Origin of the sequence: Prosthecobacter sp., from assembly GCF_020439865.1 — a bacterium.
Lineage (GTDB): Bacteria > Verrucomicrobiota > Verrucomicrobiia > Verrucomicrobiales > Verrucomicrobiaceae > Prosthecobacter.
Window position 1 is genome coordinate 25,481 of sequence record NZ_JAGRPF010000192.1, and the last position, 22,455, is coordinate 47,935.

General features: G+C 60.0%; 2 protein-coding genes and 1 tRNA gene (1 of these 3 running past the window's edge). 1 reads left to right on the forward strand and 2 read right to left on the reverse strand.

Going from position 1 to position 22,455, the window contains the following annotated elements; all coding sequences use genetic code 11:
- Positions 1–20,294, forward strand: partial view of a hypothetical protein gene (locus tag KDL09_RS21515; RefSeq protein ID WP_294389691.1) — the 3' portion only. Its footprint begins 14,149 nt before the window's first position; the window shows 20,294 of its 34,443 coding nt (coding positions 14,150–34,443); its start codon lies beyond the left edge, outside the window; it ends in the stop codon at positions 20,292–20,294.
- A 94-nt stretch (positions 20,295–20,388) separates the two neighbouring features.
- Here the strand turns inward: KDL09_RS21515 and KDL09_RS21520 are convergent.
- Positions 20,389–20,461: transfer RNA gene (locus tag KDL09_RS21520), tRNA-Ile, on the reverse strand.
- A gap of 65 nt (positions 20,462–20,526) precedes the next feature.
- A partial coding sequence (locus KDL09_RS21525) for a DEAD/DEAH box helicase (RefSeq protein ID WP_294389693.1) occupies positions 20,527–22,455 on the reverse strand: 1,929 nt, incomplete at its 5' end.

Consider the following 22,455-nt stretch of genomic DNA (forward strand, 5'->3'; position numbering starts at 1 on the left):
TCCGCGCGACGGCCAACGACCGGACCTTGGCAGGATCTGACACGGCGGGCGGGGGGCTTGTCCAGGTAGGCATTGCCAATGTGGTGGCGAACACGACTCCGACCGTGAATGTGAAGATCGGAGGCATCGTCGAGGTTACGAACGACATCACGGTGATCGCAGATTCAAGAACGGACGCTGACACGACCAACGAGAGTGCCGGCGGTGGCGCTGTCGCGGTCACGGACCTGCACGCCACGGTTACCCTTGTTCCGACGGTGTCGGTCATGGCGCTCGCCGAGGCCCAGCTCACAGCCGGCAGGGACATTACAATCAGTGCGGTTCATGGTGTGACGCCGCCCGTCTTCACTACGGTCCTCGGTGCGGATCAGCCGGGCGTTGCGGACGGGAAGGCAGAGTCCACAGCCAGCAGCGCCGGCGGCGGCCTGGTGGAGGTTTCCTCGGTTACGACCACAGTCACTGCGACCCCCAATGTTTCGACCACGATCGGTTCGAGAGTGAAGCTTACGGCGGTCAGAGACCTCGATGTTGAGTCGAAGTCGATTGGGAAAGCCCGGGCCGTTGCCGAAGGCGATGGCGGCGGCGTAGTTTCCGTCGGCGTGTCGAATTCGACCGTCACGCTCACGCCTTCCAGCGCTCTTGTCATCGGTTCAAGCGCCGTTCTCAAGGCGACGGGCAATGATTCCGGGATAACCGGAAGCATCACCATCCTGTCGACCACGTCCTCCGACGCTTATGCAAAGGGCAGGGGAGTGAGCGGTGGCCTCGTGGCGGTGGCGGATGCCACAGTGACCACCACGGTGTCCCATTCCTCCACGGTGGACATCGGAAGTTCCGCATCGCTGACGACCAAGGGAGCCCTTCGCGTTGAGTCGCTCAGCGACGTCACGGCCACCGCAGACTCATCAGTCACGGCCGGCGGTGGTGTGGCGGTGTCAACCAACACGACAACACTCAACCTGGGTTCGGCGACGACGCCCGCCGCCACCACCACGAACATTGGAAGCAGCGCCCTTCTCAAAGGTGGAGCGGTCACCGTCGGTGCCAGAGTGACGGGGCTTAACCTGGTCGACAGCGCTGACGAGGAGGCCGACGGTGCGGGTTCGGGGGCGACGGCGAATGCGCTGATGACGATTCATGACAAGACTTTGGTCAGCCTTTCCTCCAATTCTGTCGTCACCGGGGACACGGTGACGATCAATTCCAACCACGAAAATATCAATCTCACTTCTACGGCCGAAGCCACCGCCTATGCGGTGATCGGCATTCCGAATGCCGAGGCCAAGATCAATTATCAAAGCACCGCGGATGTTGTCGCCGCGGCTGGGGCCCAGGTTTCCGGTGGCGTGGTGAGTGTCAACGCGCTCCAAAACATCGTGACCTACTCGCGGACGTCCAGGGAGTATGCCTGGCAGAACGGCAGCGGCTCAGACGGTGACAAGACGGGAGCTTTGAACGCTCAGAGAAAGATCGAATGGAATGGCAATGTCGCCGTGCTCTCAGCGCCGAATCCGAAGATCGTTGTCGAGACCAATGGACTGATCAGCACGGCGATCGGAGCCACTGTTGGAGGCAAGGGACAGGGGCAGACGGTCACCGATCCAACCGTGTCGGTGGATCCAATCGTCAACAACACGAACCCTGCAAACGCCATCACGTTTACGACAAGCGCCTCGCAGACTTTTGACGGAGAGACTTCCCCTCAGGGCGTCATCACGGGAACCGGGGGCACGGTCAGCGCTGCGACAGCATTCACCACCGTCGACATCACGAATCTCTCAGGCAAGGATCTCGTCATCAATGGCATTCAGGTGGTGAATCCGAACACGCATCCGACGATCAACCTCAACACGGAGTCCGCCTCAGGATTTACATTTGCCGTGGGCGGTTCGGTGCCTCCCACTGACATCACGATCATCAACAATGGCGCGAACTCGAACACTTATCTGAACGCGCCGGCTGGCAGCGTGGTGCCTGGAGGCACGCAGGGCTACTCGATCTACAATCCGGTCGGGACCACGAAGATCGTCACCGTCAACGGCTTCATCAACAACGCCGCCGGCACGGTGGAGGTCCCCACGATCTGGACCCGGACGCTCGATGTTCAGGTCGCAGGTGTTGTTGGCACGAGTTCCAGCCGCTTGAATGTGAATCTCGTGCTGCCGTTCGGTCAGACGGATCTGAATATCACGGCAGGCGGCGATGTGTTCCTCAACCTGGGCGGCAGTCTGCGTCAGACCGGAATCACGAATCCTGTCTTCCTCGGTGGCATCGTCAGAACTCCGGGCCAGATCGACCTGCTGCTGCAGCCGGTGGTCCGGGAGGTGGATCCTGCCAGCGATGCCTCCTCGGCCTATGTCAATCGGGTCGTGAATGGCGGTGCCGCGGTTCAGGTGACCAGCAGCGCGCTCGCAAAGGATCCGCGGTTCTTCCCTGACTACACGAAGTCCACGCTGGTTGCGGGAACCTATCAGTTCGACCAGCTCATCGCCGGTTCTGTCAGTGGAAACATCACCATCAACGCCGCTCATCCGCTGCCTTCGGATTCACGGGTCGGTTTCGCATCCAGAACGGACATGGGATCGAGCGGGAAACTTTGGGCAGTGACCAACGGAGACATCACGTTGACTGAACTGAGCGGGGATTTCCGAATCGACAAAGTGTGGTCTGAGGCCGGAAACGTTTCTCTCGCCGCCACGGGAACTGGCGGGTCAATCATTGATATCGCAAACGAAGTGCCGGCGACCGATGTCTATGGAACGACTCCGTGGGTCATCGGCAACAGCGTGGCCCTGCGCTCTCGCGACGGTGGCATCGGCTCGGCCACCGATTTCTTGGAAATCAATTCTTCGAGTCAGGCGACGGGCGCAGTGGTCGCTCTCGCCATGAACGGTGTCTATCTGACTGAGACGACCGGCGACATGAACATCGACCAGGTGCTCTCGCGCGTTTCGGACGTCGTCTTGATCGCACAGCAGGGATCGATTCTGGAAGCGGGAAGCGATTCTGCGGCGGACATTCAGGGGCAGAACATCGACCTGCTCGCCACGTTTGCCGGAAGCCGGATCGGGGATGCATCGAATCCGATCGAATTCCTCGGTGCCGGGACCGGTCAGCGCCCGAATGACGGTTTCCAGATCGAACAGTATGCGCCAGGAGTCGGGCGTCTGGTGGCCGAGGCCAATGCGGGTGTCCATCTCACGGAGATGAGTGGCGCAGTGAATGTCCTCAAAATCCAGACTCCGACGGGAGATGTGACGCTTGCGGTGCATGATTCGGTGCTTGGGAACGAAGATTTGAATGTGCTCGCGTCTGGCGGTCAGACATTTATGGGAGCCGTGCTTGGAACTCCCGCTCTCGCCCATGGCCAGATTACTGCCACTGCCGGCAGTGTGTCGGCCTCCGCTGGTGACAATTTCAATCTGCCGGCGGGCACATCGATCACGGGTGGCGGCACAGTCATCATCCGCGGTGGTCAGCTGAGTGGTGATCCGAAGGATCCGGATCCGCTGGGATCCATTTTGACCCTCATTGGTGATGTCGCCGCGACTGCCGTTGAGATCCATGGCGGCAGCAACCTGGATTACTTCGATCTCCTCAATCCTGCGGGAATCAATGCGCCAACCACCGTGAATGGATATGCCGGGGATGACCGGTTCTTCATCTCGGTGGTCCCTGCCTCGATGACCGTCAACGGCGGAGCGGGAGCCAACCGTTACTATGTCTCCAGCAATGCGGCGCGTTCGCTGTTTGTTGCCAACGGTGTGTATGACGACAGTGGCGATGACCTGGCCTTTCCGTTTTCCGACGGCCGCTTGTCTTCGGGTGATCTGACGAAGATCACGGCATCGCTCACGATCAACACGGGTGATGGCGGTAACGGTGGAACCCGGGACGCAATCTACCTCAGCGCCGCCGGCAGCACGACGGCTCTGACGGGCGGCTTGGTGACGGCGGCCCAGGTGACCGGAATCGGCAACGCCGGCGCCATCAATTACACCACAACCCCCAACGGCGGAACGAGCCTGCTGCTGAAACTGAGCGCGCTGGATGATGACCTTCGGATCACCGGGGCGGGGGCCACGACTCAGATCTATGTCTTCGGTGGCGACGGTGATGACACGATCAACGTGGGTGCCGATGGTTCTGATCTGAGTGCTGTCAGCGGCATCATTGCATTCTTTGGCGAAGACGGCACCAACGACATCCTCAACGTTTACGGAATTGCCGCCGCTCCTGCCCCCGGTGATCTCAACCGAAATCAACTGTCCGCGATCGCGATGACCGGCCTGGGTTCGGGAACCAACCAGATGATCTCAACACACAACGGTGTGTTTGGTGCTGGCTACACCATCAAAAACATCACGACGACATCGGCTTCGTTGGATGATGTCCAACGCTTGTTGATCGACTTCCGGTCGTTCGCCAGCCAGTTGCAGAATCCGACGCGCAACATCGACAACTATCTGGTGAGCAGTCTCTCCTCGGTGACCAAGAATGCTCTCTTCGATTATCAAACGGGCGCAGAGATCGTTTACAGGGTCAACACTCCCGGCAGCACACCGGTGGCAGGCCTGACGGACGACACGGTCTACTACGTGAGCGGAACCGATTCGACGTCCGTGTTCCTCGTGGCCAGCCTGAACGATCTCAGCAGTCCGGTGGCTGTCTCCCGCTCCTTGATTGGCGAGACGGCGCAGGTGACCCTCGCGCATCTCGACACTGACAACCGCGTGATCATCAACGTGTCGCCCACGATCACTGACAACAAGATCGTCTTCAGTGGTCCGCACAACCTGACGACCGGCCAGGCGGTGGTTTACCACATCGGCATCGGAAACGCGCCCATCGGCGGCCTGGTGGACGGTCAGGTTTATTATGTCATCGCAGTTGATGGCACGAGCATTCAACTGGCGGCCTCGCTTGCGGATGCACAGAACGTCATTCCTGTGCCGGTGACGCTGACGTCGCCGAGCGAAGGAACACCCGATTCGCTGGTTTCGCAGAGCACGGTGTTGTTCAACGCTCAGGACAACGTGCTCAACGATCAGATCACCTTCGGCACGAATCATGGCCTGATCACCGGCCAGGCCGTGGTTTACCACGCCGGAAACGTCGTCAACAGCGGTGGCACGGCGGTTGTCACGAATGTCGGCGGTCTGACGGACGGTCAGGTCTATTACGTCATCAAGATCAATGACACGACGATCAAGCTGGCCGCATCTCTGGCGGATGCCAGCGGCGCCATCTTCATCCCGCTTTCGTCCATCGGATTCGCGACCACGAAGATAGACACGCTGACGACCGCCCGCTCGTTTGCCCAGTCCACGCTCGACATTGGGAACAAGAACATCGTCTTCACAGCCGATCCTGGCCTGGTTGAAGGACAGGCGGTGGTCTATCGCCAGGGCGCTGGAAATGCCTCGGTGGGGCTGACCGACGGCCAGATCTACTACGTCAAACTGGTCTCCGGCAATGTGAACGCCATCCAGCTCGCCTCGACCATCGGTGGAACCGCCGTCACGCTGGTTTCCTCCGGCGGCGGAACCGGGGTGGATACGCTGACACCTGCCGCATTGTTCGATCCGTCAGCCCTGCACGTGCAAAACGACCAGATCACCTTCACCGGCAACCACAACTTCATCGATGGACAGAAGATCGTGTACCGCGCCGGTGCCGGCAACGCGCCAGTGACCCACCTGACGGACGGCCAGTCGTACTACGTCGTGTCTGTCAACGCGACGACGATCAAGCTGTCCGCAACTCCAGGAGGTTCGGTGATCGACCTCGACAGTCAGACGACGGCCCATTTGTTCTCGCTGGTGACGACACCGCTGTCGGATCTTCTGGCTCAGGATCTCAACAACCTGATCGCCGGGGCATTGATCTATGATTCCCAGCGTTTCGACGGAGTCGCTCTGCGTCCTGAAACGAGCCAGCTCATTTCCCAGTATCCGGAGGGCAATCCTGTCCTGAACCGTCTGCTGCTGGAAGACGCCTACCCAGGCATCCTGCCGAGAATTCCCGGTGTGACGCCTGATCTGCCCGCCGCCATCTACTATGCCCAGCGGTTCATCACCCTTTCCGGCGAAACGACGATCAGCTCCGTGGAAACGGTGAACGTTCATCTCTCCGGCGCTGACAACGTGTTGCAGGTGGACAGCACCTTTGGTGGAGCGACGACGGTGGATGGCGGCACCAATACGACGGTCACGCTGGGCAGCACGGGAAGCGGATTGCATCCGGCGACGCCGCAGCGTGTTGGTTATATCTCCGGCACGGTCACAGTGAGCGCCGCTAACATCGTCCTGGACGATTCCGGCAATGATGAGATGACAACCGGAGTGTTGGAAAGCGACCATGTGACAGGCCTGATGCCGGGCACGGTCACGTTCCTCGGAACTCCTTCCGTCACGATCAAGCTCGGTGCCAATGACGACACATTCTACGTTCCCGCCACCGCTGCCGGCCAGACGGTCCGGGTCGAGACCGGACGTGGATACGATACGGTTTATGTCGGCACCACTTTGGGCGCTGAGAACACAGGAACGTTGGATGCGCTCGCGGGCAGCCTGTTCATCGACGGCGGACCGCTTCTGACCGGGGTCAACCGGTTGTTCTTGAACGATCAGGCCACAACGGGCGCTCAGGTTTATACGGTGACCAATGACTATGATTGGAATCTGACGACGAACAAATCCGCCCGGACCGTCAACGGCGTGACTGACAATGGAGACGGGCTGATTCGGGTCGCAGTCGATTCAACTGCAGGCCTTCTCAGCGGCGATCAGGCGGTGATTGCAGGTGTGAGCGGCACGACCGAGGCCAATGGAACCTGGACGATCACGGTGGTCGATTCGACGCACATGGATCTGCTGGGATCCGTGTTCGAGCATGCCTATGTGTCCGGTGGCACGGTTTACACCAACAAGATCGACACGACGACGATCACGCGCGCCGGCAATGTGATCGTTCAGTATTCCCGTGAGGAAACGGTGGCGCTCAGCGGAGGCCAGGGTGGCAACGTGTTCACCATTCAGGGCACGCATCGTGAGCAGAGCACGGACGGAAGCACGAGTTCGACCTTCACGGTCAATAGTGGTTCCGGTGACGACACCATCACCCTGGGAGCGCTGCTTGGTGGCGGATTGTTCTCGATGGACGGCTTCCAGCAGGATGTCGTAGCGCCAACTTTCGCTGAAACGTATGGCCTGACTTCCGATGGTCTCGCTCCCAGCCGCAGAGGCATTCCGGTTCTGATCAACAGCCAGGGAGGCAACGACAAGGTCTCAATTCTCGACACCGCCAGCACGACTCCCACCAGTCTGGCGCTCACCCAGACACGTTTCCGGGATCTGTTCCCGGTGGACCTGGATGCGATCGTGGATTCGGCAGACATCTTCACCGAGGTGTTTGGTGAAAATGCGCTTGGCAGGCCCTTCACGACAGTGGTGCTGGCTCAGGATTCGAAGCGTCCCGTCAACATCAGCATTCGTGAATCGTCGGATCAGTCGTTGCGTCTCCCCGGTCAGAATCTCGAACTCACAGTTTCGTTGGGGAACGTTGCAAGCAACGCCGCCTCGTTCACCCCCTCGGCATCCACGGTGAGCTATTTGAACGACCGGATCATTTTCTTGGCAAACCCCGGTCTGACCGAAGATCAGGCGGTGACCTACCACAAGGGCGCTGGCAACGATTCGTTCGGATTGGAAGACGGGCAGATCTACTATGTGAAGCTGGTGGGTGGAAATCCCAATGCGATCCAGCTTTCTCTGACTGTCGGCGGCGATGCGGTGAGCCTCAACGCGGCGACCACGGGCGTGGCGCCGGATCTGCTTTCCCCGGTAGGCAATGTGATCCAACTGACCAGCGCCGCGTTCGAAAGTGATATCGTGATCAATGCCGGAGACGGCAATGACACGTTCAACGTCGAGAACGGCGTGCGCACGACGAACGGTCACACGCTGGTGCTCAACGGCGGCGGCGGCGACGACAGCACGTATGTGGATTTCAACGGTGTCTCGATCGTCGATCGCGGCAATCTGGGGCAGACTGTCACGCAGGTGACTTTCGACCGGAACGGTGCGGACTCCGGCCTCCTTGGACATAATCCCCTGCAGCCGGGAACCTACTTCGTGCAAACCCAGTGGAGCGGTTCGCAATGGCAGTTCCGTATCGTTGACAGCACCGGAGCGCCGATTGCAGTTGCAGACTTGAGCGATCTCACCGGAGTCGGGTTGCTGGCCAACTGGCAAAACATCAGTAACCTGCCGGTCGTCGGCACTGCCGATGCGAAGAATCCTCTGGTCTCCCGTTTCGATTCGCATCGCGGACTGGTGATCGACTTCAGCGGCCAGTATCTGGCCTCAGGAGACACGATTGTCGGTGCGGTCCGTCTCGAGCTGTCGGCTGATTCGATCGGGCAGGTGAACGGAGTTTCGGTCGCCAAGCACGGCGTTCTGGGACAGACCGTCACCGGTGTCACCTTTGCGCCGGACGAGGTGGATTCTGCGCATGAGCTGACAGCAGGCACCTACTATGTCGAAACGCAGTGGAACGGCACTGACTGGCAGTTCCGCGTCTGGAACAACACTGCAATCACGGCGGTCGAACTTGCGAACGTGGGCGGTTCCGGATTCACCGATGGCTGGCAGAACATCCGCAGCATCAGCGCCCAGTCCGATGGCAGCCGCGTGTTCCACTCCGGCACCGGACTGGTGATCACATTCGGCGCCGAGTATCAGGCAGGCACTGGCACCACGGGCGGTGCCACGCAGCTTCTGCTTGGTGTGCCTGCGGCAAAGATTTCGCTGCTCTTCAATGGTCAGACGCAAACGGCCGATGGTGTGGGTGACAGCCTGCGGATTGCCGGTGACGGCTATGCGACAGGTGCGGTTTATCAGCCCAGCAGCAGCCTGCCAGGCGGTGGAACGGTGCTGGTCTCGGGCAATCTGCTTTCCTTCAGCGGCGTCGAGCCGTTGATCGTGCACGGCTTCCCTGACTTCAGGATGCTCACCCCGGACCTGGCCGCCAATCTGATCATCGACAGCGCCCAGCTGGCCAATGTCACCCGGCAGCAGTTGCAACTGCACACGCTGACCGTGGAAGGTGTCGTGACCTGGACGCAGAAAGAACAGTTCGTGCTCGACAATCCGGCACTCGACCCGCGCCTGACCGGCAGGTCAATTGCAGTGAGTGACGACGGTTCGACCATGGTCGTAGGTGCGAAAGCCACCGTGGGTGGAGCGGTCATTGGAGATCTGCCCGACGGCATGGTGCTGGTCTATCAGTGGAATGGCAGCGCTTGGATCGAGAAGGCACGGTTGCAGCCGAACGATCTGGGTCTGGGACCGAATTACGGCGGCGACTTCGGAGCCTCTGTTGCCATCGATGGCAATCGCCTGGTCGTTGGAGCGCCCGGAGACACGCCGATCAATGCTCCCACGTCGACCTTCAATCCTTCGACGAAGGTCAATGTTTCGGCAGCCAACTCCATCACCTATTCGGGATCTGCTCTCGCCGAAGGACAGGCGGTTCTCTATCAGAAGGGTGAAGGCAATGACTCGATGGGCCTGATCGACGGTTTCATCTACTTTGTCAAAGTTGTGTCGGGCAACGTCATCCAGCTGTCGCTGACCCGCGGCGGTCAGGCTGTGATCCTCAATGTGCCGGCCACGGTCAAGGCGGAGGACGAACTGAAGCGAACGAACTACGGCGCCGCTTACGTCTTTGAGCGCAGCGGGTCCGATGGAGCATGGATTCAGACGCAGAAACTGCTGGCCGCCTCCCCTGGTGCAGATCGTTACTTCGGTACGTCAGTGGCGGTTCGTGGCAACCAGATCCTGGTAGGATCCCCCGGCGTGTCCGGAACGACGACGACGACAGGGGTCGTGTATTTCTACGGCTTGACCAGCGGGAACTGGTGGCAGAACGGCCTTCTCTCGGTGAACAGCAGTGATTTCGGCAGTTCCGTGGCTCTAGCCGGGAACTTCGGAGTCAGCCACTTTGGCCTGACCTCCGCTGCCAATGACATCGCCGTCATAGGCGCGCCTTCGAAGGACCGTGTTTATGTGTATTCCTTCTGGACCCGGCAATCGACCATCCTGACAGCCACGGCTGCACAGGCCGGCGAGCGTTTCGGCGCAGCGGTGGCGGCGACTTCCCAGCCGGAATACCAGAATGGAACTCCCACGGCGGCTTTAATCAACCGCATCGTGGTGGGCGCACCGCTATGGAACGGTCCTGCTGCTTACGCTGGTGATACGACGCACGCCCAGCAGGGACGCGCGTTCGTCTTTGACTACGTCAGCAGCAGATGGGTGGTGGTGGCGCGGCTGACAGCCGAAGGCGGACTGCCGGACGCCGAAGCCGCCACCGAAGCGAGGACGGGCGACCATTTTGGTGCGTCCGTTGCGTTGGACAGCCAGTATGTGGTCGTCGGAGCGCCGAATCACACCAACGGTTCCAGCCTGAACACCGGCTCCGCCTATGTCTTCTACGAACTGCACAACTGGACGGCCGGCGACAACGGCTCAAGCTGGACACGGGCTTCGGGATCGTCCGGTTCGGGCCGTCTTCAGGCTGACGTTCAGACGGCGAATGACTATTTCGGAACGGCGGTGGCCATCTGGCACGATACGGTCACCGGTGCCGGTCGTACGATGAGCGGTATCCCGGGTTACAATGACAGCTCCCGGAGCGACGTCGGGGCCGTGCGCACCTTTACCACAACGGGAGCTGTCCCTGATCCCACGACGTATCCTCTCTGGGCCGAAACCCTGCCGGTGGTGGATCCCACCTCGATGATGTTGTATGACGCCAAGTCACGCACGTTGTTGGTCGCGGACGCTGCGGCGTCAACCATCCGCACTTTCGTCAATGAAGGCCTCTACTGGCGGCCCTCGGCCAATCTCAATGGCTGGGTGTCCGGAAGGACTGCAAGCTTCGGCATCGACATGGATCTGGATGCCATCAGTGGCAGGCTCGTTGTCGGGACGCTGGCGGACTACGTCTATGTCTTCCAGCGTCAGTCGGATGGCACCTGGGCTCAAGCCGCTTCCATCAACGGGACTTCGTTGGGGGGCTCATTCGGCAGCGCGGTGGCCATTGATGGAGGCAGGCTGGTCGTTGGCGCCCCCACCGCGAAGGTGAAGTACTACTCCACGTCGCAAGGCAAGTACGGCTACGCACTGGATCTGGGCTTGGGCCCGGCAACAACGACCTCGTCAACGTCGAGCACCGATCCCTCGTCCACCACCAGTTCTTCCGTCGGCGCAGCCCATCTCTACTACCTCAGCTACGGCAGCTGGTACTACGACCGGCTCTTGATGCCCGATGATCCCCTTCTTCCGACGACAACCTCCACTTACGTTGCCCAAGTCGGACCTTCATCGAGTGTCGGCAAGGTGGCCTTCAAACGATACGACAGTGGTGGCTGGGATTCCGGTTACTTTACTGCGGGCTCTTATGATCTGAGCGATTATGTCTGGTTGGGGACAAAAAACAAAATTGACGAAGACGCGGTGGCGGTGCGGGTTGCGCCGCGGACCACGGTGACCCTGACGTCGGACGACTACGCGCCAGATCTGCATGTGACGCTCACCAACTACTCCTACACGCAGTACGCGTCGATTAACTTTGTCAACGGAGCGTATCTGACGCTCGATGACGGAACGATCGTTTCAGGCGCCTACACCGGCATGGGCGATCACCGAAACGAAGTGGACAAGTTCACTTCCGCGGTCATTTCCGGGCTTACGTATACGCCTGCTGTCTCAACCTACTACAAGTTCTCCATGGCCGGCGCGCAGTGGGGATCGAGCGTGGACATCGTCGGCAACTCAGTGACCGTCGGTGCCGCCGGCAGGTCACGGACGGCGGTGTATGATCTCAATCAACCCGATTACAGCGCATGGAACGTGAAGGTCACGGGTCTGTCTGAATCTGTTCGGATCGCCCGTGCGAATCCGGCGGTCTTTGCTTCCACCGGGACCAGTTTTGGCTCGGATGTGACGGCAATCGCCGGGCGCATCTATTCCGGAGCGCCGGGGCAGAGTTCGGGCGCGGGGGTTGTGTATACTTACTCGGGTTCGGGGACGAGTTGGAATTACAACACGTTCTTCAGCGTCCCTTCGGGTCAGCCATCAGGAGGCCTGGGCAGTGCTCATACGATCGGCCAGACCGGTGGCCTGATGCTGATTGGTGCACCGGGTGCGTCGTCGGGTGCCGGTGTCGCCTATCTCTACAATTCGACGGGAACTTATCAGGGCGTCATGTTTCAGCCTTATAGATTCAACTCCGGCACCAATCAGACGGTGGTTGATTCTTCGGCCGTGCACTTCGGCACGGCGCCTGCCATCGTCAGTGACGGGCTCTATGTTGTGGGGAACAATTCGAACGTCGCGAACAATCACTTCGTTTATAACTTCAGGCAGCGCGGGCCAGCCTGGAACACAACACCGAACCCGGTTCTTCTCTCGGTGCCCGCTCCTGTCCAGCTCGCGGAAATGGGAAGCGCCGTCGCGATTTCCGGCACGACCGCCGTCCTCGGGGCTCCAAGCTACGGCAATCATGGCGCTGTCTTCGTCTACAAGCAGATTCCGAACGACATTCCGGGCCTCGATCCAATATGGGTGCTGGAAGCACAGATTGATGCTCCGGGGTTCCAGACAGGTGAGGAGTTTGGCGCGAGCATCGCTCTCAGCGGAGACTTCTTGATCGTGGGCGCGCCCGGTCGGGATACCAACTCAGGTGCCGATGCCGGTGCCGCTTACATCTACCACCGGCTCAATGGTCAGTGGACCTTGAAGAATGAACTGAACGGCGCGGTGCCCGGAGAACGCATGGGCACCTCCGTCGATATTGGCGACGAATATGCGGCGGTGGGGGCACCGGGCGGATCGAACGCTTCCGTCTACCTCTATCGGAAGCTCGGAGGCGTCTGGTCTTTGGACACCAAACTGGCCACGCCTCAGTCCGGCAACGGCTTTGGCATCGCGGTGCATCTGGACCCGAGCACGCTGTTCGTCGGGGCGCCCGGAGACAGCGGATTCGTGATCAATTCTCAAGGCAGGTATCTTCACAGCTCCAGCAGCAGCCCCGGGCTGGTCTATATCTTTGGGCTGGCTCCTCATCCGCAGAATGTCGGAACAAACGTGACGTCAGGTGTGGCGACGCGGACGACTCTGTCGGCCACCGGAGGTGTGGCAGGAGACCGGTTCGGAGCGTCCATTGACGGCAGCGGAAACTATCTGGTGATCGGTGCTCCCGGTGTGGCGTCCAACACGGGTGCCGCCTATGTGTTCGAGCGGCCCACGGCCACCACCGGATGGGTGGAGACGCGTTTGAATTATTCCGCGGGAGCGGTGGTGGGAGATCGGTTCGGTTCTTCTGTGGCGATCGACGGTGTGCAGATCATCGTGGGTGCGCCCGGACGTGCTCAGTCGACCGGAAGCGACGGCAAGACTTACACGCGTGGTGAGGCCTTCAGCTACGGATTGAAAAACAGCGGCTTCTGGACCTTGGAAACGCCGGCGAACGATCCTGACCCCGTGCTGACCGGCGGCACGACGCTCGAACACCGAGGGGACAATGTCGGCTATGCGGTCGCCATCAGCGGAGACATGGCCCTGGTCGGTGCGCCTGAACTCGCAGGACGGCCACCGGGCATCGGAGTGATCGACACGGACGGAGGTGGCTATGCCTTCATCCGCAACATCAACCCGCCGGGCAACAAGGTCCTGCCTGAAACGCAGACAGAACTGGTCGCTGGCGCGAAGACCAACACCATCGCCGGAACGCTGGCCGGCAACCTGAATGCAACGCTGCAGTTCTTCGACATCCCTGTGTTCGTTCTGCAGATGAGCTATGCCACAGACGGCGGAGGCCTGCCGATCAACACGCTCGAGATCATGGAAGCCGGATTCACCGCCTATGGTTTGGAAAGTTTCAATGCGTCAGGAAACGTGACATTCATCAATCATGCGCCGGGTCTCAAGATGCCGACCGATGGTCTCTTCGAGTACACGGCCAGCGTGGAAGGAGCCGGTACGGCGCCGATCGCCCTGGATCTGAATGGAAACGGTCTGGAGTTTGTCGCCAGATCAGCAGGAATCACCTACGACCTGAGCGGCACGGGTACACCGAAACCGACCGCGTGGCTGGCGCCCGGCGATGGCTGGTTGTTTATCGATTTGGGATTTGCCGGGGATCAGGTCGATCGTCGTGAGATGAGCTTCGTGGCCTTGGTGCCGACGGCCGACTCGGATCTGCAAGCCCTCCGCATCGGCTTTGACACCAATGGCAACAACATTCTCGATTCGGGAGATGCGCAGTGGAGCAACTTCAAGGTCTGGCAGGATTTGAATCAGGACGGCATCACCGATCCGGGTGAAGTCCAGACCTTGGCCGCTGCTGGAATCGTTTCGATCGGTCTCGTGAGTGACAGCGTTCAATACACCGCGTTGTCAGGAGCTGTGACTGTTCTTGGCCAGTCCACCTTCGTGCGCGGTGACGGCAGCACCGGAACTGTCGGTGATGCCGTGCTCAACACTGACGTGCAGACGATCCAGTCTGGAACGAATTCACAGCCGATCGAAGGGGTGTATGACTTCAAGGGTGGCCCGGAATCAACCTATGTGGCCGATGCCGATACTGACTGGACGCTTTACAGCGGCTTCCTGACGGCAAGCGACGGGCGTCAGGCGGTGGATCTTGCCGGATTTACCAACGTCGAATTGCGAGGTGGCAATGGTAACAACCGGATTGAGGTGGTGTCCTGGAACGGTCATGTGACCATCGATGGCGGCGGCGGCAGTGACACGATCATTCTGCATGCCGGCTCCGGTGCCAGCATCACAGTTCTGGATACTGGCGACGGCGATGAGCTGAACATTTCAGGCACAGAGGAGCGGGATCAGATCCAGATCACACCAGATACGATTGATGTGTTCCCTGACGCCTCATCGGTGTCGCTGCTGCATGTGCTCTACCATCAGGGCCTGCCCGCTTCCACGCCAAGGGGCCTGCTGCGCATCTCGGGAGGAGCCGGCAATGATGACATCACCGTGGCGGGCACCAGCTCCAGCAGACTGGAACTCGATGGCGGATCCGGGGCGGACCTCTACAAGATGTTCACCTGCAATCTCCTGACCAAAACGTTCATTTCCGACTCGGGGGCCAACGACGGTACCATCGACACCATCAAGGTGTACGTCGGGGCCAGCGGTTACGCAGGTCTGAGCGCCACTCAGGCCATTCTCAGGTTCACCAACCCGCTCTACTATGACAACACCATCGAGACCGTCACGGCGGTGCCGGTTGATCCGAAATTGAACATCGTCGGCAATGGTGTGTTCGTTGTGCACAGCGATTCGGTGGTGTTCAATGGCACCCTTTACTCCCTGCAGGGCGTTACCGACCTGACGCTCACGACAACAGGCGGTGGAAGCACGATCCAAGTGGATGAATTCCCGATTCTGCTGCCGGATCCGATCTCTGGATTCTCCACGTTCACGGTCAAAGCCACTGCTGGCACGGGTGATACTCTGATTGGGCTGGATCAGGACAACAACTGGTCTGTCACGGGTCCGAACAGCGGCACTCTTGCAGGTGCTCCGACCCTGAACTTCTCTGGCATCGAGAATCTCACCGGCCGGACTGGTGTGGACACCTTTACCTTTAGCAGCGCGGGCTCGATCAGTGGCGTGATGGATGGGGGAGAAGGAACGGACGTCATCGACTACTCGGCCCGAACATCGGCTGTGACGATCGATCTGGGCCTGGGCAACTACTTGAACATCGAGACGCTGAAAGGTGGTCAGGGACAGGACACGCTGATCGGCATGGACACAGCCAACATCTGGCATATCACCGGCATCAACAGCGGCGACGTGGGTGTGTTCACGTTCTCCAGCTTTGAGAACCTCACCGGCGGATCTGACACCGACGACCTCCTGATGAACACATCCTCACAGATCGTTGGTCTGATCGACGGGGGAGCTGGTGAAAACAGGATCGAATTCACCGGCACAGGTGTGGATGACACGGTGGTCGTTGGCGCTCCGATTGTGACGCTCAACGGAGTGGACACCACTTACGCAAACATCGGCCGGATCGATGTCATCACGCTTGCAGGTTTCGATCAGATCACCGTGAACCCCGTTGCCGCAGGATTCCCAGGGCGGATCCTCGTCCAGAGCGGTGACGACGATGATGTGATCTTCGTCAACCTCGCTGACGGTGCCACCACCGCCATTGAGATCAACGGCGGTGCGCCATCGGCCAGTGACAGCGTCGCGATCAACGGAACAACGGCCGCTGACATCATCGGGGTGGACGGCTCGGTCGTGACATTCGGCGCCACAACGGTGACAATGGAAGATGTTGAAAACCTGACCGTCGCCGGTGGACTTGGGAACGACCAGTTGAGCCTGACCGGGACGATGGTCACCGGCATTGTTACCCTGCTGGGCGAGGGTGACGAAGATACGATTACTCTCAACGATCCGGTGAGCGCCGGGAACATTGTTGCCGACGGAGGAGCGGGATCCGCCAATGCATTGTGGGTGAACCTCGGTGACGACGCTGATGTGGTCAGCCTTGCCGCTGCCGAGATGCAGGTCACAGGGAAGTTCCATCTGGACTACACCAACTTTGCCTCACTGGAGCTCGACACGCTGGGAGGCGCAGACGAGGTCACTATCACGCAGACTCATGCGGGCACGACCTTGATCGAAACCGGTGACGACGGAGACACCGTCAACCTGCTGGCAAACTCCGGTGAGACCACAATCAGCACTGGCGGTGGCGAGGATACGGTGAACATCCGGTCCATCGGAGCGCCGACCACGGTCAACGGTGGCGATGACGGAGACACGGTGAATGTCGGCAGCCTGGCTCCGGACATCAACGGAGTGCTCACAGGCATCGGTGCGCTGCTGACGGTCAATGGTGATGGTGGCAGTGATGCGCTGAATGTGGATGCCACGGGCGATACGGCTTCCAACAGTGGAAACCTGACCAGCACGCTTCTGAGCGGTCTGGGAATGACCTCCGGGATTGCCTACGCCACCATCGAGGATCTGAGCATCTCACTCGGCGAATTCGGCAACATGTTTACGATTGAAAGCACCGCGGACGAAACGACCACGGTTCTGAACACCGGCGGCGGAACGGATCATGTCCTCGTTGAGGCGATCAACGGACCGACCACGATCAACACCGGGGACGGCTCCGACACGATCAATGTGACTCCGTCATCGAACGGTCCGGTGGACTACACGTCCGCGCCGAGCAATTCAGGATCTGCCATCAATGGTCTGCTGACCGTGAACGGCGGCGGAGCAGTCGGCGACCACGATGAACTGAACTTTACCCTGGTCTTCCCATCGAATGAAGCCGGCCGCCTCACCGACACGCAGATTACCGGCCTTCAAATGCCGGAAGGAATTGTCTACTCCGGTTTAGAGGCCGTGAACATCTCGCTGGGCGACGGACACGACGACTCGCGTGATTTGAACAATCTCCAGGTCGAGGTCTCGTTCACATTGGTCTACGACGGCGCGGACATCTCCGTGACGGTGCCGTCGGGCAGCTTTGCAACGCCTGAACTGCTGCTCGCGCATGTGCGGGCTGCGGTGGATCAGGCGATGGTGCTTGCTGGTCATCGTGCAGGAGACGTTTTGGTCAGCCTCGGAGCGGACAACGCAATTGAGTTCAGCCTTGGACATGTGCTCGGGGACAGCTCGGCCGCCACTGCTGCCCTGACCGGTGCACGGACTGGCAATGATATCGTCGAGGTTTCGTTCACGTTGCCCTACGACGGTGCAGACATTTCGGTGACCGTGCCGTCAGGCAGCTTCGCCACACTGGAACTGCTGCTCGCGCATGTGCAGGCTGCGGTGGATCAGGCGATGGGGCTTGCGGGTCACCATGTGGGAGATATCCGGGTGAATCTGGGCTTGGATGACGCGCTCGGATTCAGCCTCGGGCACAATCTTGGCAACGGTTTGGCCGCCACTGATGCCCTGGCGGACCGCGACGCATACATTTTCACCATCGAGAGCACCCACCTGGGGTCGACCAGTCTTACTACCGGAGTCGGCAACGACATCATCAACGTGCAGACCATCTCCGGCGAGACCGTCGTGAATGCCGGTGCCGGCAACGACACGGTGAACGTCGGCACGCTCGCACCAGCCACGGGTGGCAACGTGAATTCCATCGCCGCACTGCTCACGATTTCCGGCGGTGACGACAGCGACACGCTCAATGTGGATGACCGCTCCGACACGGACGGGAACACCGGCTTCCTTACCGGCACGCAGCTCACAGGCCTTGGCCTGGGCGTCGGCATCACCTATGACACGCTCGAGTTCCTCAACATTGACACCGGTTCCGGAAACGACGTCTTCAACGTGCGCGGCACGAGCGCCGCAACCCGCATCTCTCTGAACGATGGTGACGAACAGGTCTATGTCTCTTCTACGGCCAATGTGTCTGTGGGAGACACCCGGCCGGACTACCTCTCTGGAAATCTTGACGCCATCCTCGGCGCCCTGACCATTGATGGCGGCCAGGGACGCCACATGCTGATGGTCAGCGATGCCTCTGCGAGTGTTGGAGACGGTGCGGTCACTGTCACCAGTTCGCTCATCAGCGGACTCGCGCCCGCAAACATCACCTATCAGGCGGATGCCGCTGCTGGCAACTTTGCCGATGGCATCACCATCTGGACGGGATCCGGCGACGACACCATCAGTGTCACCAGCACGCTTCATACAGCCGGCGTCAATGAAATCACCACGCTGAACACAGGCGACGGTGTGGACAACGTCACCGTCAGCCTCGATGCAACTACCGACGGCCCGTTTGTGCTTAACACCGAAGCAGGCAACGACATCATCGATGCCACCGCCTCGTCACTGGGGCTCTCTGTGTTTGGCGGTTCCGGCGATGACGACATCCGGCTGGGATCAGGTGATGATGTGGTCTTCGGAGATCGTGGCCGCATTGAATACATCATCGGCGGCGTTGCCGTGACCGTCCTGGGTGGCGCGGGACCTGGTGACAAGACGGATGGCATTTTGCATCCGATCAGCAAAGCCTACACCGTTGACGAAACAGTCGGTGGCAATGACACCATCGACGCCGGGTCTGGGAACAACATGATCTTCGGCGGCAACGGCAACGATGGCATCGTCAGCCTCGGAGGTGATGATGCCGCCGCAGGTGACAACGCGCAGGCCGTCTTCGATGCGGTCGGCGTCTTGGTCTTCTTTGCCACAACGAGCCCGGGCATCGGTGGTGATGACGCCATCGATGTGGGTGGCGGTATTAACATCGTCCTTGGAGGGTTCGGAGCGGATCAAATCACCGGTGGTGATGGCATGGACTATATTCTTGGAGACAACGGCAGCGCCAGCTTTGACGCCGCCGGCACCCTCACAAATCTTGCCACAAGCGATCCTGCGCTGGGAGGAGATGACACCATCTTTGGCGGAGCGGGTGACGACATGATCTTTGGTGGCACAGGTGGAGATTCCATCGACGGTGGATCCGGCGACGACACCATTCTGGGTGACCAAGGTCTCTACAATTATCTGAGCACAAGTCCCCGCGGTATCACCTTGGTCGATGAGGACACTGGGGGGGATGATACCATTCTGGGAGGTGCCGGTGCCGATTTCATTTACGGCGAAGGCGGCGATGACAACATCGATGGCGGATCCGGTGCCGACACGATCTTTGGCGGATGGGGGGACGACATACTCCGAGGCGGTCCCGACGGCGACCTTTTGGTGGGCGGTCCTGGCTTTGACTTCTTGGATGGCGGCATCGGCTCCGATGTGCTCTACGTGGATGAAATTGACGGCTGGGCGGGCGGCCTGCCGGACGACACCATCATCGGAGGGCAGTTCTTCAGCACCAATTCGCAGCTGGCGTTTGGGTTGCCCGCCCTCGGATTCTCCAGCAGCCAGACAACGGGCAGCGCTGTGCTGGGCGGACTGACGATTGTGTTTTTGCCGCTGCCTCCTGGAACAGACCTCTCGGTGATTGCGGCATCGCTCATTGGATCCGGTGACGATTCAACGGGCGTCGAACTGATCGAGATCTTTGTTTTCGGTTCGGATCATGCGGTGATCCTGATCAGGGGCAGTGGCTTGCGCTGGAGTGACACCGGACCGACGGTCATGTTCTTCGCTCTTCAGTTGGTGAGTGCACCGCAGCTCATCGGCATTGGGGAATTCCTCGAAATGCTTTGGAATGACATCGTGGTCCTGTTGAATCAGTGATACTGCGATCTGCCAGGATGTGAGGGAGGCCCCTCCTTTTGCTGTTCCTCCTTTTTACGGCTCGCCCTGATGACCTTCCATGGAGGTTAAAAAGTGCTCCCGACCGGACTCGAACCGATAACCAAGGAATTATGAGTTCCCTGCTCTAACCATTGAGCTACAGGAGCGTGCGCACGGAGGAGGGCGATTATGCATCGCACCGGAGACGCGGCAACCAATGATCTTGCCGCTTCTAGACGCTCCGCTCCGCCTCGATGTCGAAGAGGAAGTCGAAATCCTCCTTTTGCAGCAGGTTGGTGAAGCCGCCTTCACCGAGGACGTTGCTGACCATGAGGTTCTTCTTGTGCTGAAGAGTCATGATTTTTTCCTCGATCGTGCTCTTCGTGAGCATGCGGTAGGCCATGACGGGTTGTGTCTGGCCGATGCGGTGCGCGCGGTCGATGGCTTGGTTTTCCACGGCGGGATTCCACCACGGATCATACAGGATGACATACGATGCGGCGGTGAGGTTGAGACCGCTGCCGCCTGCCTTGAGCGAGAGCAGGAACACGCTGGCGTTTTCGTCCTCCTGGAAGGCTTTGACGATGCCCGCGCGGTCGGTGCTGGCGCCGGTGAGCCAGTGGTAGGGAAGCTTCAGTTCCTCGAGCTTCGTGCGGATGATCTTCAGCATTGAGACGAACTGGCTGAAGAGCAGAACCTTGTGGCCTTCGTCATGCAGTTCCTGGATGAGTTCGAGCGTCGAGGTGAGCTTGGCGCTCTCTTCATCCTCGGCGGACTTGTCGATGAGGCCGGGATGGCAGCAAATCTGGCGCAGGCGCGTCAAAGCCTGCAGGATGGCAAAGCGGCGGCGGTTCACCATTTCGAAGCCGGAGCTGTTCAGCACCATGTGCTGCGCACGGGCCAGTTCTTCCTTGTACAGCTCGGCCTGACGGCCGCTCATTTCGCTGAGCATGTTTTCCTCGCTGCGTGAGGGGAGATCGCGTGCCACCTGGGCTTTCGTGCGGCGTAGAAGGAAGGGGCGCAGGCGCGCCGCGAGCCGCTCGGAGGCGCGTGGGTCTTTGCGCCGGTCGAAGTGCCGGTGGAAGTAGGCGCGTTCACCGAGAGCGCCGGGAGTGGCGAACGTCATCAGACTCCACAGGTCCAGCAGACGGTTTTCCAGCGGCGTGCCGGTCAACACCAAGCGGTTGTCGGCACGGATCTGGCGCGCAGCCTTGGCGGCCTTGGAGTCGGGGTTTTTGATCTGCTGGCCTTCATCCAGAATCGCTGCGAGCCAGCGAACAGAGGTGAGTTCGCCGTCGAATCCGCGCATCTGCGCGTAGTTCATCACCACCACGTCGATCTGCGTCATGACGAGATTGATATCAAACAGGTCGCGGTCATGCAGCACGAGCACGCGCAGATCGGGCGATCCCTTTTTGAATTCGAGCGCCCAGACGTCGAGCACGGATTTTGGACAGACGACCAGCACGGGCAGGTGCGGGCCGTCGGCTTTTTTCCGCGAGCGCAGCCACAGCACCCAGGTGATGGCCTGCAATGTTTTGCCGAGACCCATGTCGTCCGCCAGGATGCCGCCAAAGCGGTTCGACGTGAGGTAGGTCAGGAAGTGGAAACCATCGACCTGATAAGGCCGCAATGTGACCTGCAAAGCTTCAGGCACCGGCGGGCGTGCATCGAGCTTCGCTTCCTCCATGCGTTCGACGATCTTGCCCCAGGCCTTCGGATTGACGATCTCCGCCGCGTTCTCCTGCGCGAGCTGCCGCCAGTGCAGGCGGTGGGCCTCGTCACTGTGTTCATTGAGATCAATCCCGAGGCGGTCGAGGATTTCCTGCTGCTCTTCGCTGAGCTCGAGCTTCACGCGACGCCAGGAACCGTCCGCCAGTCGCACGAAATCGCCTTTGGCAGCGATGAGGCGGCGGATGTCGGCGGGCTTCAATTCCATGCCTTCGATGTCAAACACGAGGCGCAGGTCCAGCCAGTCAATGCTGCCTCCTTGGGTGGCTTCCAGCCTCACACGTGCGATCAGCGGATCAGCGAGGATGCTCTGCAGGCTCTCGTCCGTCTTCAGGCTGACATTATTGGGCATTTGCGATGCCCAGTGATGGAACGTGTCGGGGAAGTCCTTCGCCATTCGCACGCGCCAGCCGTCGTTTTCCATGTCCCA